The sequence below is a fragment of the Pandoraea bronchicola genome, assembly GCF_902459805.1.
GTDB lineage: Bacteria > Pseudomonadota > Gammaproteobacteria > Burkholderiales > Burkholderiaceae > Pandoraea > Pandoraea bronchicola.
Genome location: NZ_CABPST010000016.1, coordinates 36,922 through 53,566 on the forward strand (window position 1 = coordinate 36,922; position 16,645 = coordinate 53,566).

The following is a 16,645-nucleotide window of genomic DNA, read 5'->3' on the forward strand; positions in this document are numbered from 1 at the left end:
GGTTATTGCGTCTCCGCTTTGGAGGCCGGGCCGGCGCGCGCAGGCGCTGCCGGCTCGGCGTTGTCTTGCGGCTTCGCGTCACGGGGCGCCTCCGACTTGGCGGGGGCTCTCGTGGCGTCGGTGGCTTCAGCCTTGAGCTTGACTTGCATGCCGTCGGAGAACTGCGCGACGTTTTGCACGATGACCTTCTCGCCTCCCTTGAGTCCGTCCGTCACCAGCCAGTCGCGGCCATCCATCGCTTCGGCATGTACCTTCGTGTCGCGCACCTTGCCCTGCGCATCGACCACGCGCACCACGGCGCCATCGACCGTACGCGTGAGCGATTCGCGGGGCACGCGCACGATGTTCGGGTTCACCGCCCCTTGCATGCTCACCTTCACGAACGCGCCGGGCAGCAGTACGCCGTCAGGGTTCGGCAGCACGGCGCGCATGGCGATAGTGTCCGTACCGGGGTCGACGGCCAGATCGGTGAAGAGCAGCTTGCCGGGCAATGCGTACTCGCGTCCGTCGGGCAGCGTCACGCGCACCTGCGGCGCAGCCGTCTCGTTGCCGTGTTGCAGCTTGCCGGCGCGCAGATCGCGCGTCATGGCATAGACTTCGGCGGCCGGTTGCGAGAAGTTCACGTAGATCGGATCGATCTGTTCCACGCGCGTGAGCAGCGTGGCCGAGTCGAGTCCGACCAGCGCGCCCTCGGTGACTTCGGCGCGACGCACGCGTCCCGCGATGGGCGAGACGACGCTCGTATAGCCGAGATTGAGTTCCGCCTTTCGGACTTCCGCCCGGGCCGCGAGGACTTCCGCGCGTGCGCGCGCTTCGGCCGCGCGTGACTCGGCGTCTTCGCGGGCACTGATGGCCCGCTCTTCGAGCAAGCCGCGATAGCGTTCGATCTTGTCGCGGGCCGAATCGTGTTCGGCCTGCGCCTTGGCCAGCGCGCCGCGCGCGGCATCAAGCGCCGCCGACAGCGGTTGCGGGTCGATGCGGAACAGCACATCGCCCTTGGCGACCTTCTGACCTTCCTGGTAGCGGCGCTCGATGACGACGCCGCCCGCACGGGCGCGCACGTCGGCACTGCGGTAGGCCTCCAGGCGTCCCGGCTGCTGGGTCGTGAGCGGTTCGGCGCGACGCTCGACAGTGCGCACGACGGCTTCGGGCTTGGCGTCGACGGCGTCCTTCTTGCCGCGATCCGAGCAGGCGGCGAGCAAGAGAACACTGGCGATCAGGCTGGCGGACACGCCAGTTAGCATTCCGAAACGGGTTCGGTTATCGATTTTCGGTGACATGTAAGAGCGTTGGATTTACGACATCCGGTCAGGGTGTCGAGGCCGCGTTCGGTGCGCGACATCAACCAGTGGCGAAGCCAGTGGTGGGAAACCGGGAGCCCACATCTCTCCAGGCGCGCCGTGGGTGGCAGGTGCGCGTTGCGCGAAGGGGGTCTTTGCCTGAGACCACCGGACCGGGGGATCCGGTCGTCTGCCGCCTCGCCTATGTTGGCGTTTCAATCTGGCGTTTTATATTGGAGAAGCGCAATTCTGCCCCGAATTTGTTGTTAGAAAAAGTTGGAACCTATCTATAAAATGGATGAATGAACTGGACAATAGAACAATTGCGCTACTTTGTGGCGGCGGCGGAGGAAGGATCGATATCGGCTGCTGCCCGGCGGCTGGGCAAAGCCCAGTCGGCGGTGAGTACGGCGATTTCGCTGCTCGAAGCCGATTTGGGATTTGAACTATTCGACCGGAGTCGCCGAAACGCGAGACTCACCGATCAGGGTGAGGTGATGCTGCTCGAGGCCAAGGAACTGTTGCGGCAGGCCGAGGGCCTGAACCATCGCGCGAATGCCTTGGCGTTCGGCGAGCAGCCGCAGTTGTCGCTGGCGCTCGACGAGGCACTGCCCTATCAGGCCGTGAGCGAGCTGGTACGCGATCTCGCTTACCAGTTCGCCTATCTGGAGCTGACCCTGCTCAACGGCACCTCGACCGCGGTCGCCGAATACGTCGAGAAGCAGCGTGCAGACATCGGCTTTCACGTGGATCGCGGGGCGATTTCGTCGGCGCTGGGACACAAATATGTCGGCTCGGCCGTGCAGGGGGTATTCGTCGCGGGCGACCACCCGCTGGCGTACCGCGATCAGGTGACGCGCGGCGATCTGGCGAAGTACCGGCAGATTCTGTTGCAGATGAACGACTTCACGCCGTTGCAACTCAGCCCGTCGATCTGGCGGGCGGACAGTTCGTATGTGATCGCCAGCATGGTCGTCGACAAACTTGGCTGGGCCGTACTCCCCATCGATATTGCGGAGTACGAAGACCTTCACGAACTGCGCTGCGACGATCTCGGTCTGCCGCAGTTGCCCGTGCGAATGCTCTGGCGTTTCGGGCGGGATCCCAATGATGTGATGCGGTGGTGCGAGGCACGTTTTGCCGAGCTGCTGCGGGTGATTTCACAGGAGACATAAGCCAATGCACGACGCGTCACGGCAGTTCGCCGCCCGGTTCGACAGCCAGGTGCTTCCGGAAGCGCCGGAGGTTTGGCGTACGTTGGTGCGTCCCTACGCCGATGTCCGAATCGAGGCGAGTCCGCACGGCTTTACGGGCGAGATGAGCGGCACGCATCTGGGCGACAGCCTGATCAGTCGCACTGGCTGCTCTGCCACCATGGATCATCGCCGCAACGCGATCGATGTCCGGCGAAGCCACGTAGATCATCTGCTGATTGTGCTTTTCACCTCGGGACGCGTCCAAGGTGAATATGGCAAACGCACCCTCAATGCAACGCCCGGAGCGATCGGCGTGCTGGATCTGGGGCAGACGTTCAAAAGCCGCACCACGTCGCTCTCGACCATCACGCTGACCGTACCGCGCGACCGGCTCCCGACGTCGCTACGCAACCGGAAGCTGCACGGTGCGGTGCTTGACCCCGGGCTGGGTGTGACCCGATTACTTGCGTCGCATATGACGGAGTTGTTGAAAAGCGCCCCCACGCTGACGAACGAAGAAATGACGGCTTCCGTGAATGCAAGTCTGATGCTGCTTGGCGGTGCACAGTCGAAACTGCTGGACAGTGCAGGCGACGCGCAGCAGGTTGTACGCGAAGGCGTGAAGCGGCTGGTTCGGGAGCATATCGATCACTCTCTGACTTCCGAGGCCTTATCGCCAGAGCAGATTTCGGCGGCAATGGGCCTCTCTCGCTCCAGCCTGTATCGACTGTTTCAGGCGGACGGCGGCGTGCAGGCCTACATTCAGGCACGCAAGCTCGACCGGTGCTTCGACGAATTGCTGCTATCCACAGGCAATCGCATCACCATCATCGAGATTGCCTATCGCTACGGTTTCTCGAGCGAGAGCGTGTTTAGCCGCGCCTTCCGCCGCCGGTTCGGTGTCAGTCCGCGCGAAGTGCGGGCCAGCGCCGGACGGACGAAGGATCGCAAGCCTGTCGGACCGGCATCGCCAGACGACGAGGCGACTGTGCGAGGCTGGCTCGAAGGTATTCAACGCACGCCGGCGGCGCGGACGGAGACATCTACCTGAGGCAAGGGGGTACGTGAGCCTCATCCGTGAGATCGGCAGTCAAGTTTTCCGGGACGTGGGGCTGGGTATGGAATTTTCGATTCGTGGAAGATCGTGTCTTTTCGCGACCCTCAACGATGAACCCCACCCTCCCGTCGCGTCGAAGCGCCTACCCACGCATTTCGCTCCTCGCCCTATCGATCGGTGCGCTGTTCGCACCGGCGGCATACGCAGCCGATCCTGTGATTGCGGACGCCCCCATTCTTTTCGGACCGAGTAACGGCGGCTCGGCAAATTCCGTCGCCATGAGCGCAGATGGCTCCACCATCATCGGAACTGCCACGCCGCCTCAGGGCATGCCACAGGCCTTTCGCTGGACAAGCGCCACCGGCATGCAGAATTTCGGCACACCCGATGGCAGCTATATCCGCGCGGGCTCGGTCAATGCCGATGGTAGCGTCGTCGTCGGTCAATACACGCCGGTGCTCGGCGCCGGTACGTTCGCCTTTCGCTGGACGGCGAGCGCGGGTGTACAGAGTCTCGGCACGCTCGGCGGCGCAACCTCCAATGCGTCTGGCGTGAGTGCCGACGGTGCCGTCGTCGTGGGCTCCTCTTACACTACGGACAACGTCAACTTGCGCGCCATTCGCTGGACAGCCGCCACCGGCATGGTGGATCTGGGCACGCTGGGCGGCAGCGATTCCACCGCAATTGCCGTGAGTGCCGATGGCAGCACCGTCGTAGGTCTGGCAACCACAAGCACCAATGCGTCGCATGCGTTCCGTTGGACATCGGCCAGCGCTATGCAGGATCTGGGGACGATCGGTGGCGAAAGCTCGTATGCGACAGCGGTGAGTGCCAACGGTGCCGTCGTGGCGGGACAGGCGATGACCCCGGGCTACGAAACGCGTGTGTTCCGCTGGACGAGCGCCACCGGCATGAAAGATATCGGCACGTTGGGCGGAGACACTGCCAATCTCTATGGCATGAGCGCCGACGGCGCCGTCCTCGTCGGAAGTGCCGCACCAGCCGGCAACACTACGCTTCACGCCTTTCGCTGGTCAAGCGCTACGGGTATGGCAGATCTGGGAACGCTGGGCGGCATCGCTTCCATAGCGACTGCGGTCAATGCCAATGGCGCCGTGGTCGTGGGGATCGCCATTATGGCCGAGGGCAATCCACGCATCTTTCGCTGGACGAATGCTACGGGCATGCAGGATCTGCAAACGCTGCTGGCGAATGCCGGGGTCCGCATGAACGGTATCTCCCTGAATTCGGCAACGGGTCTGTCATCGAACGGACAGTACATCGTCGGGGATGGCGGCGGGCCGGCGACGAACGGCACCGGTCAGGTTTATCTTGTCCGATATATCGATGCGACGATTTTGCATCCCCCCACAACGGACCCGGCTACCCCTGAGCCGGGGGGGGATCGACACCCGCGACACCCACTACACCTACGACGCCTACGACACCTTCGGCACCCGTCATCGCAGGCGTAACGACGCCTGCGTCAGTGCAAGCCTCGGCGAATCAGTTGGGTCAGGCGCGTCAAAGCATCATGGGGCAGATGCACGGCTTCGCCGACCAGATGCTGGGCGAAGGCTCGTGGTCGGGCGCGCCGAGCGGGGTGTCGGCTTTCGGCTCGGTCGGCTCGCTGGCCGCAGGGATCACGGGGCACTTGAATCTGGCGCCGTTCGAACTCGTCGCGGGTCTTGGCTACGCGTCCGAAAGCTATTCCGATACAGAGATGAAGGGCGCCTTCACCGCAGCAGCCAAACTGCGCTACACGCACATGTTCAGCGAGCGGCTCGGGTGGTTCGGCGAGGTCGGCGGCTTCTACTCGCCCGACAGCAATTATCGATTCTCTCGCAACTACGCCAACGGCTCGGGCACGGCGACGGGCAGCGGCAGTACGTCAGGAAAACAAGCCTATGGATTTGCGCGTCTCGGCACGCTGATCAACGTGACGGCGGACGATCAACTGACGCAGTCCATCGAAATCGGACGCCAGGTCCTGCATACGGGGTCGTATAGCGAAGTCCTGTCGCCGGCCAATCCGTTCGAAGCGAACCTGTCGGCGTCGTCGTCCACCATGAACGTATTCAAATTCCGCGAGAAGTGGGTGCATGCGTTCACACAGAGCATCGACGCCGCCATCTGGGGCGCGTGGGCACACGGTTTCAGCTACCGGGACAGCTCGCAACTGAACGTCGGCGGCGTTGGCGCGCTCTCGCCGCAAGTGTCGAGCAGCCTCAATTGGATGGAGTATGGTGCCCGGGTGGGCTATCGGGTGAATCAGAAGGCGAAGGTCTCGGCATTCATCAACGGCGTGGCCGGCGGTGACGTCGGCGCGCGCACCCACGTCGGGGTCAATCTCGAGATGTTTTTTTGATGGCATTGCCTGACGCGCGGTGCCGGGCCAGAAAGCGATCGAGCTGTCCAGCGAAGGTCTTGCTGTCACGCGCACTGTAGGGGTCCGGACCGCCCGTGTCGATGCCCGCAACCCGCAATTGATCCATCATGTCGCGCACCGTCAGGCGCTCCTGGATGTTGTCCCGCGAGAACCAGTTTCCACGCGGGTCGAGCGCATGGCCGCCTTTGTCGAGTACGGCAGCCGCAAGCGGGATGTCAGCGGTAATCACGAGATCGCCCGATGTCACCAGCTCGACGATGCGCGCGTCGGCGACGTCGAAACCCGACGGCACCTGAATCGCCTTGATGAACGGGGACGGCGGCGTGCGCAAGAATTGATTCGCGACCAGCGTCACCGGCACCTCTTCACGCCGTGCGGCGCGAAACAATATTTCCTTGACGGCTGAGGGGCAGGCATCAGCGTCGACTAGCACTTGCATGAAGGTCGTTTCCACCGTGAAAACGAGCATCATATGCCAATCGACGCTGATCCCGCCCCTTACCCCTGTTGAATCGCTACTGAACCGTGGCGTATGTCTCTGGCGCGGTGGCGTCCGGATCGATCGCCGCATCGACGTTCGCCCGGAACTGATCGACCGTCATCCATTCGAGCCCCCCGTGCCCGGGCCGATAGACTGCGCGAAGCGGCAGTTGTCCCTCGCCAAGCGGCGTCAGATTGCGCATCTGGTCCAGGCTTTGCGCCAGGTACGAAACCCGCACGAAGCGCTTGCCGTCCCGATCGCGCACGAAGCGCTCGAACAGCAGCGTGCCGCCGGGTACCGCGTCGTTGTCTCGATAATTGCCGAGCTTCCAGTCGAAACCAAGCATCGCGCGCAGTTGCGAGATATTGGTGTCATGCGCGACGAACACCGTCAGACGGGCGGGCGGCGGACCGCCCTGCACGTCGTTACGGGCTTCGACAGCCATCGCCACCTGACTGAGCAGTTGCGAGCCGCCGCGGCGCGCCAGATACGGTGTGTGATTGACAAGGTCGTACTTGGCGCTGCGCAGCCCCATCAGACGTACGACGTCGTCGGCACGCTTTACGTGTCCGAAGGCGATGCGCTTGAGCGGCCAGCCGTCTGCGTACTGCATCCGAATGGTTTCGCTCATGCTCGCACCGACCGAGACCGGGCCCGTCAGGCCGACCTTGCCGTCGTCCTTCACGCCCCAGGCCTTGGCATACAGACCGCAGGCGTTCGCGCTACGCTTGGCCACGCAATCGGCAGGGGCCCCGACAGCGGCAGCCATCGCCGCAACGTCCGCCGCGTATTTGCGACGCGCCAGCTCGGGATTGCCGCCCATCGCCTGCAAAATGGTCGCGCGCGCCTTGGCAGGGTCGGCTGTCCCGAGCCCAAGCTCGCTACCGTGGAACAGCGTATCGGTCGTCTGAGTGGCGTGCCCGACCGGCACCTGACAGCCCGGAAACATGCCGTCGAGCAGCGCCTTGGCGGTCGCCTGCGTACGCGATGCCGGGCTCGACCAGACAAACGTGTCGCCCGCCACCTCGCAACCGCCCCCCGACAACAGACCGAGGCGTTCAAAGTAGTCACGCTCCCAACGGCCCAGCAGCACCACCGCTTGATAACCGTGCGGCGTGAGCTGACCGTCCTGGACTTCGAACGCGGGCCAGTCCTGCGCCGAGGCGGCGTTCATCTTCGGCGTGTCCGTCGCCGCGCGCACACCATGTCGCATGACGATGACCGCGCGTTCGAGATGCATGTCCGGCGGCACGGCACCGGACGAGCGCGGCGCGTGCGAATGCACTTGCCCATGTTCCGGCACATCATACGCAGCCGGATTCGTCTGCGCGAACGCCGACGTGGCGGGCGTGGCCAGCGCCTGCAAAGCCAACGCCGCGACCAGAACCCGCAAGGCGGGACACAGGCCGCGTGGGTGTTCTTGCATCATGCTCGTTCTTCCGGTGAGGTAGTTCATTTCACGATGGTCTGAGGTGGTACCGCGCGCGATCAGAAGTCGATCCGGGCATTCAGGCTCAACGTGCGCGGCGCGCCAACCTGCAGGTAGTTTTCCTGGTAGTAAGTCCAGTACTTGTGGTTGGTCAGGTTGGTGACGTTGGCACGCAGCGTGACCATCTTGCCGTACGCGCGGGTACGGTAGCCGACACCGGCGTCGACCAGCGCGCTCGGGTTGATGAAATGCACGTTGCTCGAGTCGATTGCCATGCCCCCGAGGTACCGCACACCTGCCTGGAAGTACAGCCCCTGAACGGCCGGCACTCGCCACGTCGCTTGCATGGCGGCCTGCCAGTTCGGCGCGCCGACGGCTCGTTTGCCGCTCACGCCGGCCGCAGCGTTGACGTACTTCGCGTCGAGCCCCATCAGGCTGGCATCCAGTGTCAGGCTGCGCAGCACGTCCACCGAACCGTTGAGTTCGACCCCTTGATAGCGCACTTTGCCGTCTTGCACGAAGTAGTTCGCACTATTGGTGTACTCCGCGCCGCGCTCGATACGGAACACGGCGGCGGTGGCGCGCCAGCGGCCCTGATCGGTCTTCACGCCCGCTTCGTACTGACGGCTCTTGATCGGCGCCATCTGCTGATTGGCGTTCTTGGTCGAGCTGTCGGCCGTGCCGCCCTGCTCCAGTGCTTCGACGTAGCTGGTGTAGAACGTCAGGTCGCTGCGCGGCGAGAACATCAGCGCTACGGTCGGCGTGACGGGCGACGCGTGATAGTTGGTGGCCGCCGCCGTGGCGGACGCGTGCGCGACTTCCTCGTATGACTCGTAGCGCACGCCGGCGAGCAGCGACCACGGGCCGTAGGAGATGCGATCGCTCGCGAAGATGGCCCGCTGCGTGAGCTTATCGTCGCCGTAGGTGCCACCACTGAAGTTGATGCTTTCGGCGGAGTAGATTGTCGGCGAATAGATATTGCCCGTGCCAACCACGGTCTTGGGCGTGTTGACCGACTTGTTGGAAAGCAGTACCAGCGTGCTGGCGCCGAGCACCACCTCATGCTTGAGCGGGCCGGTGTTGAATTTGCCTTCGAGCGTGCCCTGCACTTCGTCGAATTCGTAGCTGTGATATTCGGCGCTGATGCGATCCGAGTAGGCGCCCGCATTGCTTGTGATCGAGTACTGATCTTTCTTGTACTGACGCACCGAATCCGAGTAACGATACGCAACCTTCGCGACCCAGTCGGAAGCGATCTTGTACTGCACGCCCAGCGTGGCCATCTTGTACGTCACATCGGTGTACGACCCGTTGCTGTATAGACGCGAGCGGCCCGAGAGCGGGTCTGGCACGGCGTACTTGCTGCTGGTGATGACGTCGACGCCGCCCGAGGTGCGGCGGTCTTGCCACATCGTATCGAACGTCACCGTGAGGTCGTTGCTCAGACGAGCATCGAGTCCGAGGCCCACGGAGGTACGGTTGATCTTGGCGCTGTCGGCAGCGGCGTTGCCTTCTTCATGCACGGCGTTGAAGCGAAAGCCGAAGCGATCGTCCTTGCCGAAGCGCCCGCCGGTGTCGACGTGTTCTTTCCAAACACCGTCTTCGCTCCATCCCTGGTCGTAGCTCAACGTGAACTGCTCGGTGGCGCGCTTGGTGACGTAGTTCACGATACCGCCCGGACTGCCGAAGCCATACATGAAGCCGGTCAGGCCCTTGAGCACTTCGATACGGTCGAACATTTCCAGCGGCATTTCCACGCCGCGATTCACGCTGGCCATGCCGTCGATCTTGTAGCCGTTCAGGTCGTCGAGCGGCAGACCGCGCACGGCAAGCGTTGCCGGGTGCGTGCTGTAGCTCGTGCTGATCGACGTGACCGAAGCATCGTACTTCACCGCTTCTGACAGGATGTTGGCCTGGCGGTCCTCGATCTCTTCGCCCGAGACGGACTTGATCGAGAACGGCGTGTCGATTTCTGCGTGATCGCCAAGCGCGCCGGCACTGGCGCTGCGCTTGAGGCTGGCCGGCGAGAGGATCTGCGAGGCAGACACGCTCACTTCGGGCAATGTGGCTTCCGTGCCGGTATGGGCGCTCCCCGAGTTGGCGGCGTCGGCACTGGCCTGGGCTTGTGCGCAGAGCGGCAGCAGCCCCGCCAGGCACAGGCCTGCCCCGACAAGTCGGGCGTATAGCACCGAGGCAGACGGCGCGGCGCGGCGTAGCGGTTGATGCGAGCCCTGCGGGCGATAAGTCAGAGGCAATGGATCGTGGCGCATGGTCATCGAGAGGTTCATGTGGCGAGTGCGGGTGAGCTTCTTGTGATCTGTTTCGCCGGGGGATTACCGCGCCTCGCAGCGAAGAGCGCGCGCAGCGCTCCCCGCCGGGGGCGTGGGCCGGCCGGCGTGCGTGATGAGTGCTATCGGTGTTATGGGGGCTTCGTGCCGATGACGTCCGGCGGCGACCGCGACGTGGCGCAATGCGCCGGTATCGTCAAAGGCTGCTGCGGGCTGTCCCGGACAAGTCGCGCGAAGCGATCGAACAGCGAGCCGTCAGTGCTTGCCCGCCTCGCTCACGAAACCGATCTTCGCGAGCCCGCCCGACTGTGCCGCGGCCATGACCTGCATCACGTCCTCGTAGGGCGTCTTGCGGTCGGCGCGCAGGTGCAGCTCGGGTTGCGGCTGCCCTCGCGCGGCGTCGGCAATCAGCGCTTTCATCCCGTCGATGTCGACGACACGGTCGTTCCAGTGAATGCCCCCGGTGGCGTCGATCGCCACGTCGATGGTCTGTGGCTTGACCTCGGCGGGGGCCGACGCAGCGCGCGGCAGATCGATCTTCACGGCATGTTGCAGGGCCGGCATCGTGATGATGAAGATCACCAGCAGCACCAGCATCACGTCGACCAGGGGTGTCGTGTTGATCTCAGGATTGAAATCGTCGTCCAGCGCTTCGTGCATCGTGACGCCGGCCATTTACGCAGCCTCCGGCAGGGTGTCGCGACGGTGCTCGCCCGATTCACCTGCTTTCACGGCGTGTAGTTCGCCGCCGGTCTCGCCGTCGTCAGGCAGGCGCTGACCGGCCACGATCATGTCGTGCAGGCCGTAGCTGAATTCCGACAGCGATGCCACCGATGTCTTGTTGGCGCGCAATAGCGCGTTGTAGGCCAGCGACGCGGGAATCGCCACCGCGAGGCCAAGTGCCGTCATGACCAGCGTCTCGCCGACCGGACCGGCCACTTCGCCGATGCTGGCCTGCCCCGACGCGCCGATGGTCATCAGCGCGTGATAAATGCCCCAAACGGTACCGAACAGGCCGATGAATGGCGCACTGGATCCGACCGTGGCCAGCACCGGCATGCCGCTTTGCATACGCACCTGGCAGCGCGAGATACGCTCACGCAGGGCACGCACCAGCCAGTCGGACAGCACCGGTGGCGTGCGCCCGGCGTTGGTGGCCTGATGGTGTTGCAGCGTCGCGCTCAGGCTCGTACGGGCCAGATCGACGAACGGATTGCTGCGGGCGTCGCCGCGCAGCGACTTGACACCGTCGCGTAGCGAGCCGGCGTGCCAGAAATCGCCGGCGGCTTGCGCGGCCATGCGGCGAAGGCGCCAATGGGCGATCGCCTTGGTGACAATGACGTACCACGACGCCACCGACATCACGAAAAGCATGAGCGCCACACCCTTGATCACGCCGTCGGACTGGGCCCACAGTGCGTCAAATCCGAATTGAGGAGTTGCCATGATTAGCCTCGAAAAAAGGAAGACAGGTCAAGTGTCGAGCGAGAAGCGCAGCGGCACGATCACATAGACGGCTTGCGGCTTGCCGTCCTCGGTATAAGGTTTGAAGACCGCCTGCTGCGCGGCGCGTATGCCTGCGGCGTCCAGGCTGGGCGAACCCGATGACTGGCGCACGATGACTTCGCGCGGCAAACCGTCGGCGCCGACGAACACCCGCACCGTCACCACCCCTTCCTCGCCCATGCGGCGCGACGCCTCGGGATAGACAAGCACAGGCGCGCGCAGATACTGCACGCCGTGAGTGATGGTGCGCGGCGGGGCCGGCACGACAGCGGCGGGTGCCGTCGACGGTGCAGTGGACGCCTGCGATGGCAACGACGCGTCGGTCTGTGCCACCGCGCCCGGTGCCGCGGCAGAGGCCGGTACGGTCGAAGGCACGGGCGTGGGCGCGGGCACCGGCGCGGGTGTCGGCTTAGGTGTCACGCGCGGGCTTACCTGCGGGGTCGGTTTGGCCGGTTGCACGGGCGTCGGGGGAGCCGGCGGGGTCAGTTGAGCCGGCGCGTCCTGCACCAGCGTTGCATAGATTGGCGCGGGCCCCTTCACCACCGGTGGGTCGCTGGGCAGATGCATCACCATTGCGAGACCGCCAGCGTGCGCGACGGCGATGAGGCCGAGCATCAGAGCGCGCCGCCCCGCCAGCCAACGTGTGGCAACGTTGCGTACGCCCAGGCCGCCATGCTGCAACGTAGCGGGCGAGCGCGCCGTCTCGGGCGAGCCGGCCAGCCAGCGAGGCAATGGCGAAACTTGCAGCGGCAGCATCGTGCCATTCGCTCCGGACATCAAACTCTCCTTGCGCGCCACATGCGGCGCAGGTCAATCAACGGCACCGAATCCCGCTGGCCCGCCGCAACGATGCTTCAGTTATTTTGCACACGAGTGCAAAATCAGGCGGGCCGCATTCGATTCGGACAACGACGTGAAGTGTAGAAATCGCGCATTACGTCACCGTGACAAGGCTGGCGGCCACGAGTGAATTTTTTGTGTCGTGTGCGTGTCAGTCACGTGCAGCGAAACGCGCGCCGCACGCCATCGAAATTGCACACAAGTGCAATCGCAGTGAAATAAACGTCACACCGCTCCCTCACCAACATCGACCGCATGACGCCATGAAGCCTTGACTACCGTGTCGAGCGTGTCGAACAGCACGGGCCCGGCGGCGAGGATCGGATTGCCGCGCAGCAGGCCGTCATCTGCGAGAAAGTCGTTGGCGCGGCCGCCCGCCTCCTTCACGAGCACGATCCCCGCGAGACAATCCCAGGCATGGATGTGCGGTTCGTAGTACCCGATGAGGCGTCCGGCCGCGACGTAGGCCATCATCAGCGCGCCCGATCCGATGCGCACGAACATGCCGCCGCGGGCAAGCCAGGCGTCGACGAAGGCCAGAAACGCCGTGCGGTCCACACGATGCGACACGCCCAGCCCAAGCACGCCCTCGGTCGGTGCGGTGACTTGGGCCACCCGCAGCGGCGTCGTGGCATCCCCATCGCGGCATTCGGCCTCATCGTCCGGATGGCCTGACACGGCCGTTCTCTCTCTCCTGGCATTGACGACAAATGCGCCACGGCCCTTCGCCGCGTGAAACAGTTCGTCGGCGTTAGGATCGTAGACCGCGCCAATCACGGGCTCGCCATCGATCATCACCGCCACCGACACGCACCACGCATGCATGCCGTGCAGAAAGCACGCCGTGCCGTCGATCGGATCGACCACCCACACCACTCGCGACGTCTTGGGAAAGCGGCCAGCGGCCGCGCTCTCTTCGCCGAGAAAGGCATCGTCGGGGAAAGCGGTGGCAACGCGTTCGCGCACCAGACGCTCGATCTCCCGATCGGCCACGCTAACGACGTCCTGCACCCCTTTGTACTCGACGACGAGCGAGTCACGCTCGCGAAACATGCCGAGTGCGCGCAGGCCCGCTTCGCGGGCCACGGCTTGTGCCAGGCGATAGCGGGTATCGAGGGCGACGTCGCGCACGGCGTCATAGCCGGTCATTCGATGATCGAGGACGGTCATTGCGCGGCACCGACAATGGCTGCGCTATGCGCATTCAGACCGATGGCCACACGCGTGCCGACGGGGAACGGGGTTTCAAACGGATGAGACAAGACCACAAGGGCTCCTGCGGAGGATTGAACGAGGTATTGCGTCGCGCGCCCCAGATAGGTGGCGCGCCGGATTTCGCCATGCAGGCCGCGCGGCGCTTCGGCACGGCTGCCCGGCTCGGGAAGTGCCTGCAGCGTAAGCGCTTCGGGCCGGATCGCCACGCGAGCGGCGGCCAGCGAAGGGCCGTCGTAGCGCAGCGTCAGCGGCAAGCCGTGGAAATCGCACTGCACCTGGCCGGTGCCGTGTTGCGTGACCGGCAAGTCGACGAGATTGGCGTTGCCGATGAACTGTGCGACGAACGCGTCGGCCGGTTGCTCGACAAGCGCACGCGGTGTGTCGTGCTGCGCGATACGGCCGTCGTGCATCACGATGACTTGATCGGAAATCGCGAGCGCCTCTTCCTGATCGTGCGTGACGTACACAACGGTCAGGCCAAGCTGTGTCTGCAGATCGCGAATGTCGTCGCGCACGCGTACGCGCAATTGCGCATCCAGATTCGAGAGGGGCTCGTCGAACAGCATCACCTCGGGGGCGAGCACAAGGGCTCGCGCGACAGCAACGCGTTGCTGCTGCCCTCCGGAGAGCGATGCCGGCATGCGCTGCACGTGCGAAGCAAGCCCGACGCGGGCGAGCGCTTCGAGCACTCGCTCGCGGATCTCGCGCTTGGGCACGCGCGTGACCGCGAGACCGTAGGCCACGTTGTCGAACACGCTCATGTGCGGAAACAGCGCATACGACTGGAACACCATGCTGACATCACGCTGCTGCGCGCCGAGCCGGGTCACATCGCGTCCGCCGAGCGTGATACGGCCTGCGTCGGGCAACTCCAATCCGGCAATCAGACGCAGCGTGGTTGTCTTACCGCAACCGCTGGGCCCAAGGAGCGTGGTCAGCGTGCCCGGTGCGACGGTGAATGACAGACCGGGAATCGCGACGTGGGCGCCCCATGATTTGCGTACCTGCTCGAACACCAGCGCACCGCGCATGCCACTTTCGGCAGGGGCATCGAGGGTATCGAAGGACAACTGCGAAGCGTTCATGTCAGAGACTCCTTGGCGGCCCGCGTCACCGCATGGTTGTGCCGGGGTGCGGCGGCGAGCCGGCGCTCGCCGGCACGCAGCGCGCCCTCGAGCGACACGACGACGATGAACAGCGCGACCACCAGCACGCCGGCGTACGCCAGCGCCGGACCATAGCTGCCGTTGGAGATCAGGCCGATGAGATAGGTAGTGGCGAGGTCGTGATCGGCGCTGACGAGGAATACGACAGCGCTCACCGCCGTGGCAGCGCGCACAAACCCGTAGATCAGCGCCGCCGCGCACGCCGGGCGCAACAGCGGCAGCAGCACGCGGCGCAATGTGGTCCAATGACCGGCTCGCAGCGTGGCAGACGCTTCATCCAGACTCGGATCGATCTGCGCCAGCGCACCGACGGTGGTGCGCAGCCCCATCGGCATGTTGCGGAACACGAACGACAGCACGAGGATGCCCCCCGTGCCAGTCAGCATGAGCGGCGCGGCATTGAAAGTTTGTGCGTACGCGAGCCCGATCACCGTGCCGGGAATCGCGAACGCGGCAACAAGCGCGCCCTCCAGCCAGCGGCGGCCCGGGAACTGGCGACGCGCAATCAGCCAGCCGCCGAGGATCGCCACCGCAGCCGTGAGCGGTGCAGCGATTGCCGATAGGCGCAGCGTTTCGAGCGCCGACGGCCAGGCCTGGCCGGTCAATGTCGGCGCCCCGCCATCGAAATCGATACCGAACACGTCGACCAGATGCGCTGTCGTCCAGTGGAAGTCGACGCCCCACAACGTGACGAAACCGCCTGCCAGCAACGTGCCGTAGACGGCTGCGGTAAGCAGACACCACGGCATGACGAGCACTGCCAGCCCCCACGACAGACGCGTGTCCAGCGGCAACGCTGTCGTCGCGCCGCCCTTGCCGCCCAAGGCAACAAAGCTGCGCTCGCCGAGCCAGCGGCGTTGCAACGCGAAGACCGCAAGCGCGAGCAGCAACAACCAGACGGCCAGCGCCGCCGCGCGTCCCGGATCCTGCGCGGCGCCCACGACGGCAAAGTACAGATCGGAGGACAGCACGCGGAAGTTGCCGCCGAGCACGAGCGGGTTGCCGAAGTCGGCGAGGCTTTCGATGAAGCAGAGCAGCAGCGCATTCGCGAGGCCCGGGCGCATCATCGGCAAGGTCACGGACTTGAAGGTTTGCCAGCGCGAGGCGCGCAGCGTGGCGGCGGCTTCCTCCAACACGGCCGGCAGCCGCTGCACGACGCCGAGCACCGTGAGAAATGCCACGGGGGTGAACGCCAGACACTGTGCGAGCCACAAACCGATCGGACCGTACAGCCAGCGGCCGGCGGGAATGTCGAACAGGCTGGCCACGGCGCGCGTGATGGCACCGTTACGACCGAGTAACAGAATCAGCGCGAGTCCTACCGCGAACGGCGGCGTGATGACCGGCAGCAACGCAATGGCGCGCAGCACCGCACCGCCCACGCGTGAGCGAGCGAGCCTGCCGCGCGACACCAGCAACGCCAGCGCTGTGCCCAGCAGCGTCGACGACACGGTTGCGGCAACGCCAAGCGCAATCGTGTGCCAGCCGCTGCCACAAGCGCCGTCTGCGCGCAGGCACGCGAGCCGCCATACGTCCGGCTGCAGTACACCGAGCTTGGCGGCCGCACCGCTGCCCGCGCTGCGCCACGCGCTCGCGAGTCCGGCGAGAGTGCTGTTCGCCAGCGGCCAGACGATGAACACGAGCAGCGCCACCACGGTGGCCAAGAGCACCGCGCGCGTGAAGCCGTCACGCGGCAGTCGAGAGGCCACCGACAGGCGCAGGCGCAGCGCGCCGCCGGGGGCGTCGTCAATGGCCATCGTGGATTGAGAGGTCGCGGATCTTGTCCCGGCAGGCTTGC

14 protein-coding genes are annotated in these 16,645 nt (G+C 64.9%); 4 read left to right on the forward strand and 10 right to left on the reverse strand.

Translation table 11 applies throughout. The features are described from left to right. Window positions 1-2: 2 nt before the first annotated feature. The gene (locus PBR20603_RS22115; protein WP_425495838.1) at window positions 3-1,244 is read right to left on the reverse strand and encodes an efflux RND transporter periplasmic adaptor subunit; all 1,242 of its coding nucleotides are present in this window, start codon (window positions 1,242-1,244) and stop codon (window positions 3-5) included. Between the two features lie 338 nt (window positions 1,245-1,582). Here PBR20603_RS22115 and PBR20603_RS22120 point away from each other — a divergent pair, with 338 nt between their 5' ends. From PBR20603_RS22120 to PBR20603_RS22135, 4 genes are all read left to right on the forward strand, one after another. Continuing rightward, complete coding sequence (locus PBR20603_RS22120; protein ID WP_174978024.1) at window positions 1,583-2,455, forward strand: LysR family transcriptional regulator; 873 nt, start codon at window positions 1,583-1,585, stop codon at window positions 2,453-2,455. A 4-nt stretch (window positions 2,456-2,459) separates the two neighbouring features. After that, on the forward strand, window positions 2,460-3,527 hold the full coding sequence (locus tag PBR20603_RS22125) for a helix-turn-helix domain-containing protein (protein WP_150561609.1): 1,068 nt from the start codon (window positions 2,460-2,462) through the stop codon (window positions 3,525-3,527). Window positions 3,528-3,643: 116 nt separating this feature from the next. Continuing rightward, the gene (locus PBR20603_RS22130; protein ID WP_150561610.1) at window positions 3,644-5,008 is read left to right on the forward strand and encodes a PEP-CTERM sorting domain-containing protein; all 1,365 of its coding nucleotides are present in this window, start codon (window positions 3,644-3,646) and stop codon (window positions 5,006-5,008) included. 14 nt (window positions 5,009-5,022) lie between these two features. Continuing rightward, window positions 5,023-5,901 (forward strand): hypothetical protein, encoded by an 879-nt coding sequence (locus PBR20603_RS22135; RefSeq protein ID WP_150561611.1) that lies wholly within the window; start codon window positions 5,023-5,025, stop codon window positions 5,899-5,901. On the opposite strand, the gene PBR20603_RS22140 is transcribed toward PBR20603_RS22135, so the two are convergent. The 9 genes from PBR20603_RS22140 to PBR20603_RS22180 all read right to left on the reverse strand — a co-directional run bounded on the left by PBR20603_RS22140 (window position 5,879) and on the right by PBR20603_RS22180 (window position 16,604). Continuing rightward, entirely contained in the window at window positions 5,879-6,361 is a 483-nt protein-coding gene (locus tag PBR20603_RS22140; RefSeq protein ID WP_150561687.1) for a YaiI/YqxD family protein, read from the reverse strand. The two genes, PBR20603_RS22135 and PBR20603_RS22140, sit on opposite strands and share 23 nt — an antisense overlap. 76 nt (window positions 6,362-6,437) lie before the next feature. Then, on the reverse strand, window positions 6,438-7,832 hold the full coding sequence (locus PBR20603_RS22145; protein ID WP_217425989.1) for a histidine-type phosphatase: 1,395 nt from the start codon (window positions 7,830-7,832) through the stop codon (window positions 6,438-6,440). 59 nt (window positions 7,833-7,891) lie between these two features. Continuing rightward, on the reverse strand, window positions 7,892-10,120 hold the full coding sequence (locus PBR20603_RS22150) for a TonB-dependent siderophore receptor (RefSeq protein ID WP_246174933.1): 2,229 nt from the start codon (window positions 10,118-10,120) through the stop codon (window positions 7,892-7,894). A gap of 255 nt (window positions 10,121-10,375) precedes the next feature. Beyond that, the gene (locus PBR20603_RS22155; protein ID WP_150561612.1) at window positions 10,376-10,795 is read right to left on the reverse strand and encodes an ExbD/TolR family protein; all 420 of its coding nucleotides are present in this window, start codon (window positions 10,793-10,795) and stop codon (window positions 10,376-10,378) included. Next, complete coding sequence (locus tag PBR20603_RS22160) at window positions 10,796-11,566, reverse strand: MotA/TolQ/ExbB proton channel family protein (protein WP_150561613.1); 771 nt, start codon at window positions 11,564-11,566, stop codon at window positions 10,796-10,798. A 27-nt stretch (window positions 11,567-11,593) separates the two neighbouring features. Beyond that, on the reverse strand, window positions 11,594-12,403 hold the full coding sequence (locus PBR20603_RS22165; RefSeq protein ID WP_150561614.1) for an energy transducer TonB: 810 nt from the start codon (window positions 12,401-12,403) through the stop codon (window positions 11,594-11,596). Between the two features lie 288 nt (window positions 12,404-12,691). Then, a complete protein-coding gene (locus tag PBR20603_RS22170; RefSeq protein WP_217425990.1) occupies window positions 12,692-13,636 on the reverse strand; it encodes an inositol monophosphatase family protein in 945 nt (314 codons plus the stop codon). Next, window positions 13,633-14,766 (reverse strand): ABC transporter ATP-binding protein, encoded by a 1,134-nt coding sequence (locus PBR20603_RS22175; protein WP_217425991.1) that lies wholly within the window; start codon window positions 14,764-14,766, stop codon window positions 13,633-13,635. The genes PBR20603_RS22170 and PBR20603_RS22175 overlap by 4 nt, the downstream gene beginning before the upstream one ends. After that, window positions 14,763-16,604 carry an ABC transporter permease gene (locus tag PBR20603_RS22180; protein ID WP_174978025.1) on the reverse strand — a complete coding sequence of 614 codons (1,842 nt, stop codon included), beginning with the start codon at window positions 16,602-16,604 and terminating at the stop codon, window positions 14,763-14,765. The genes PBR20603_RS22175 and PBR20603_RS22180 overlap by 4 nt, the downstream gene beginning before the upstream one ends. Window positions 16,605-16,645 lie beyond the last annotated feature (41 nt).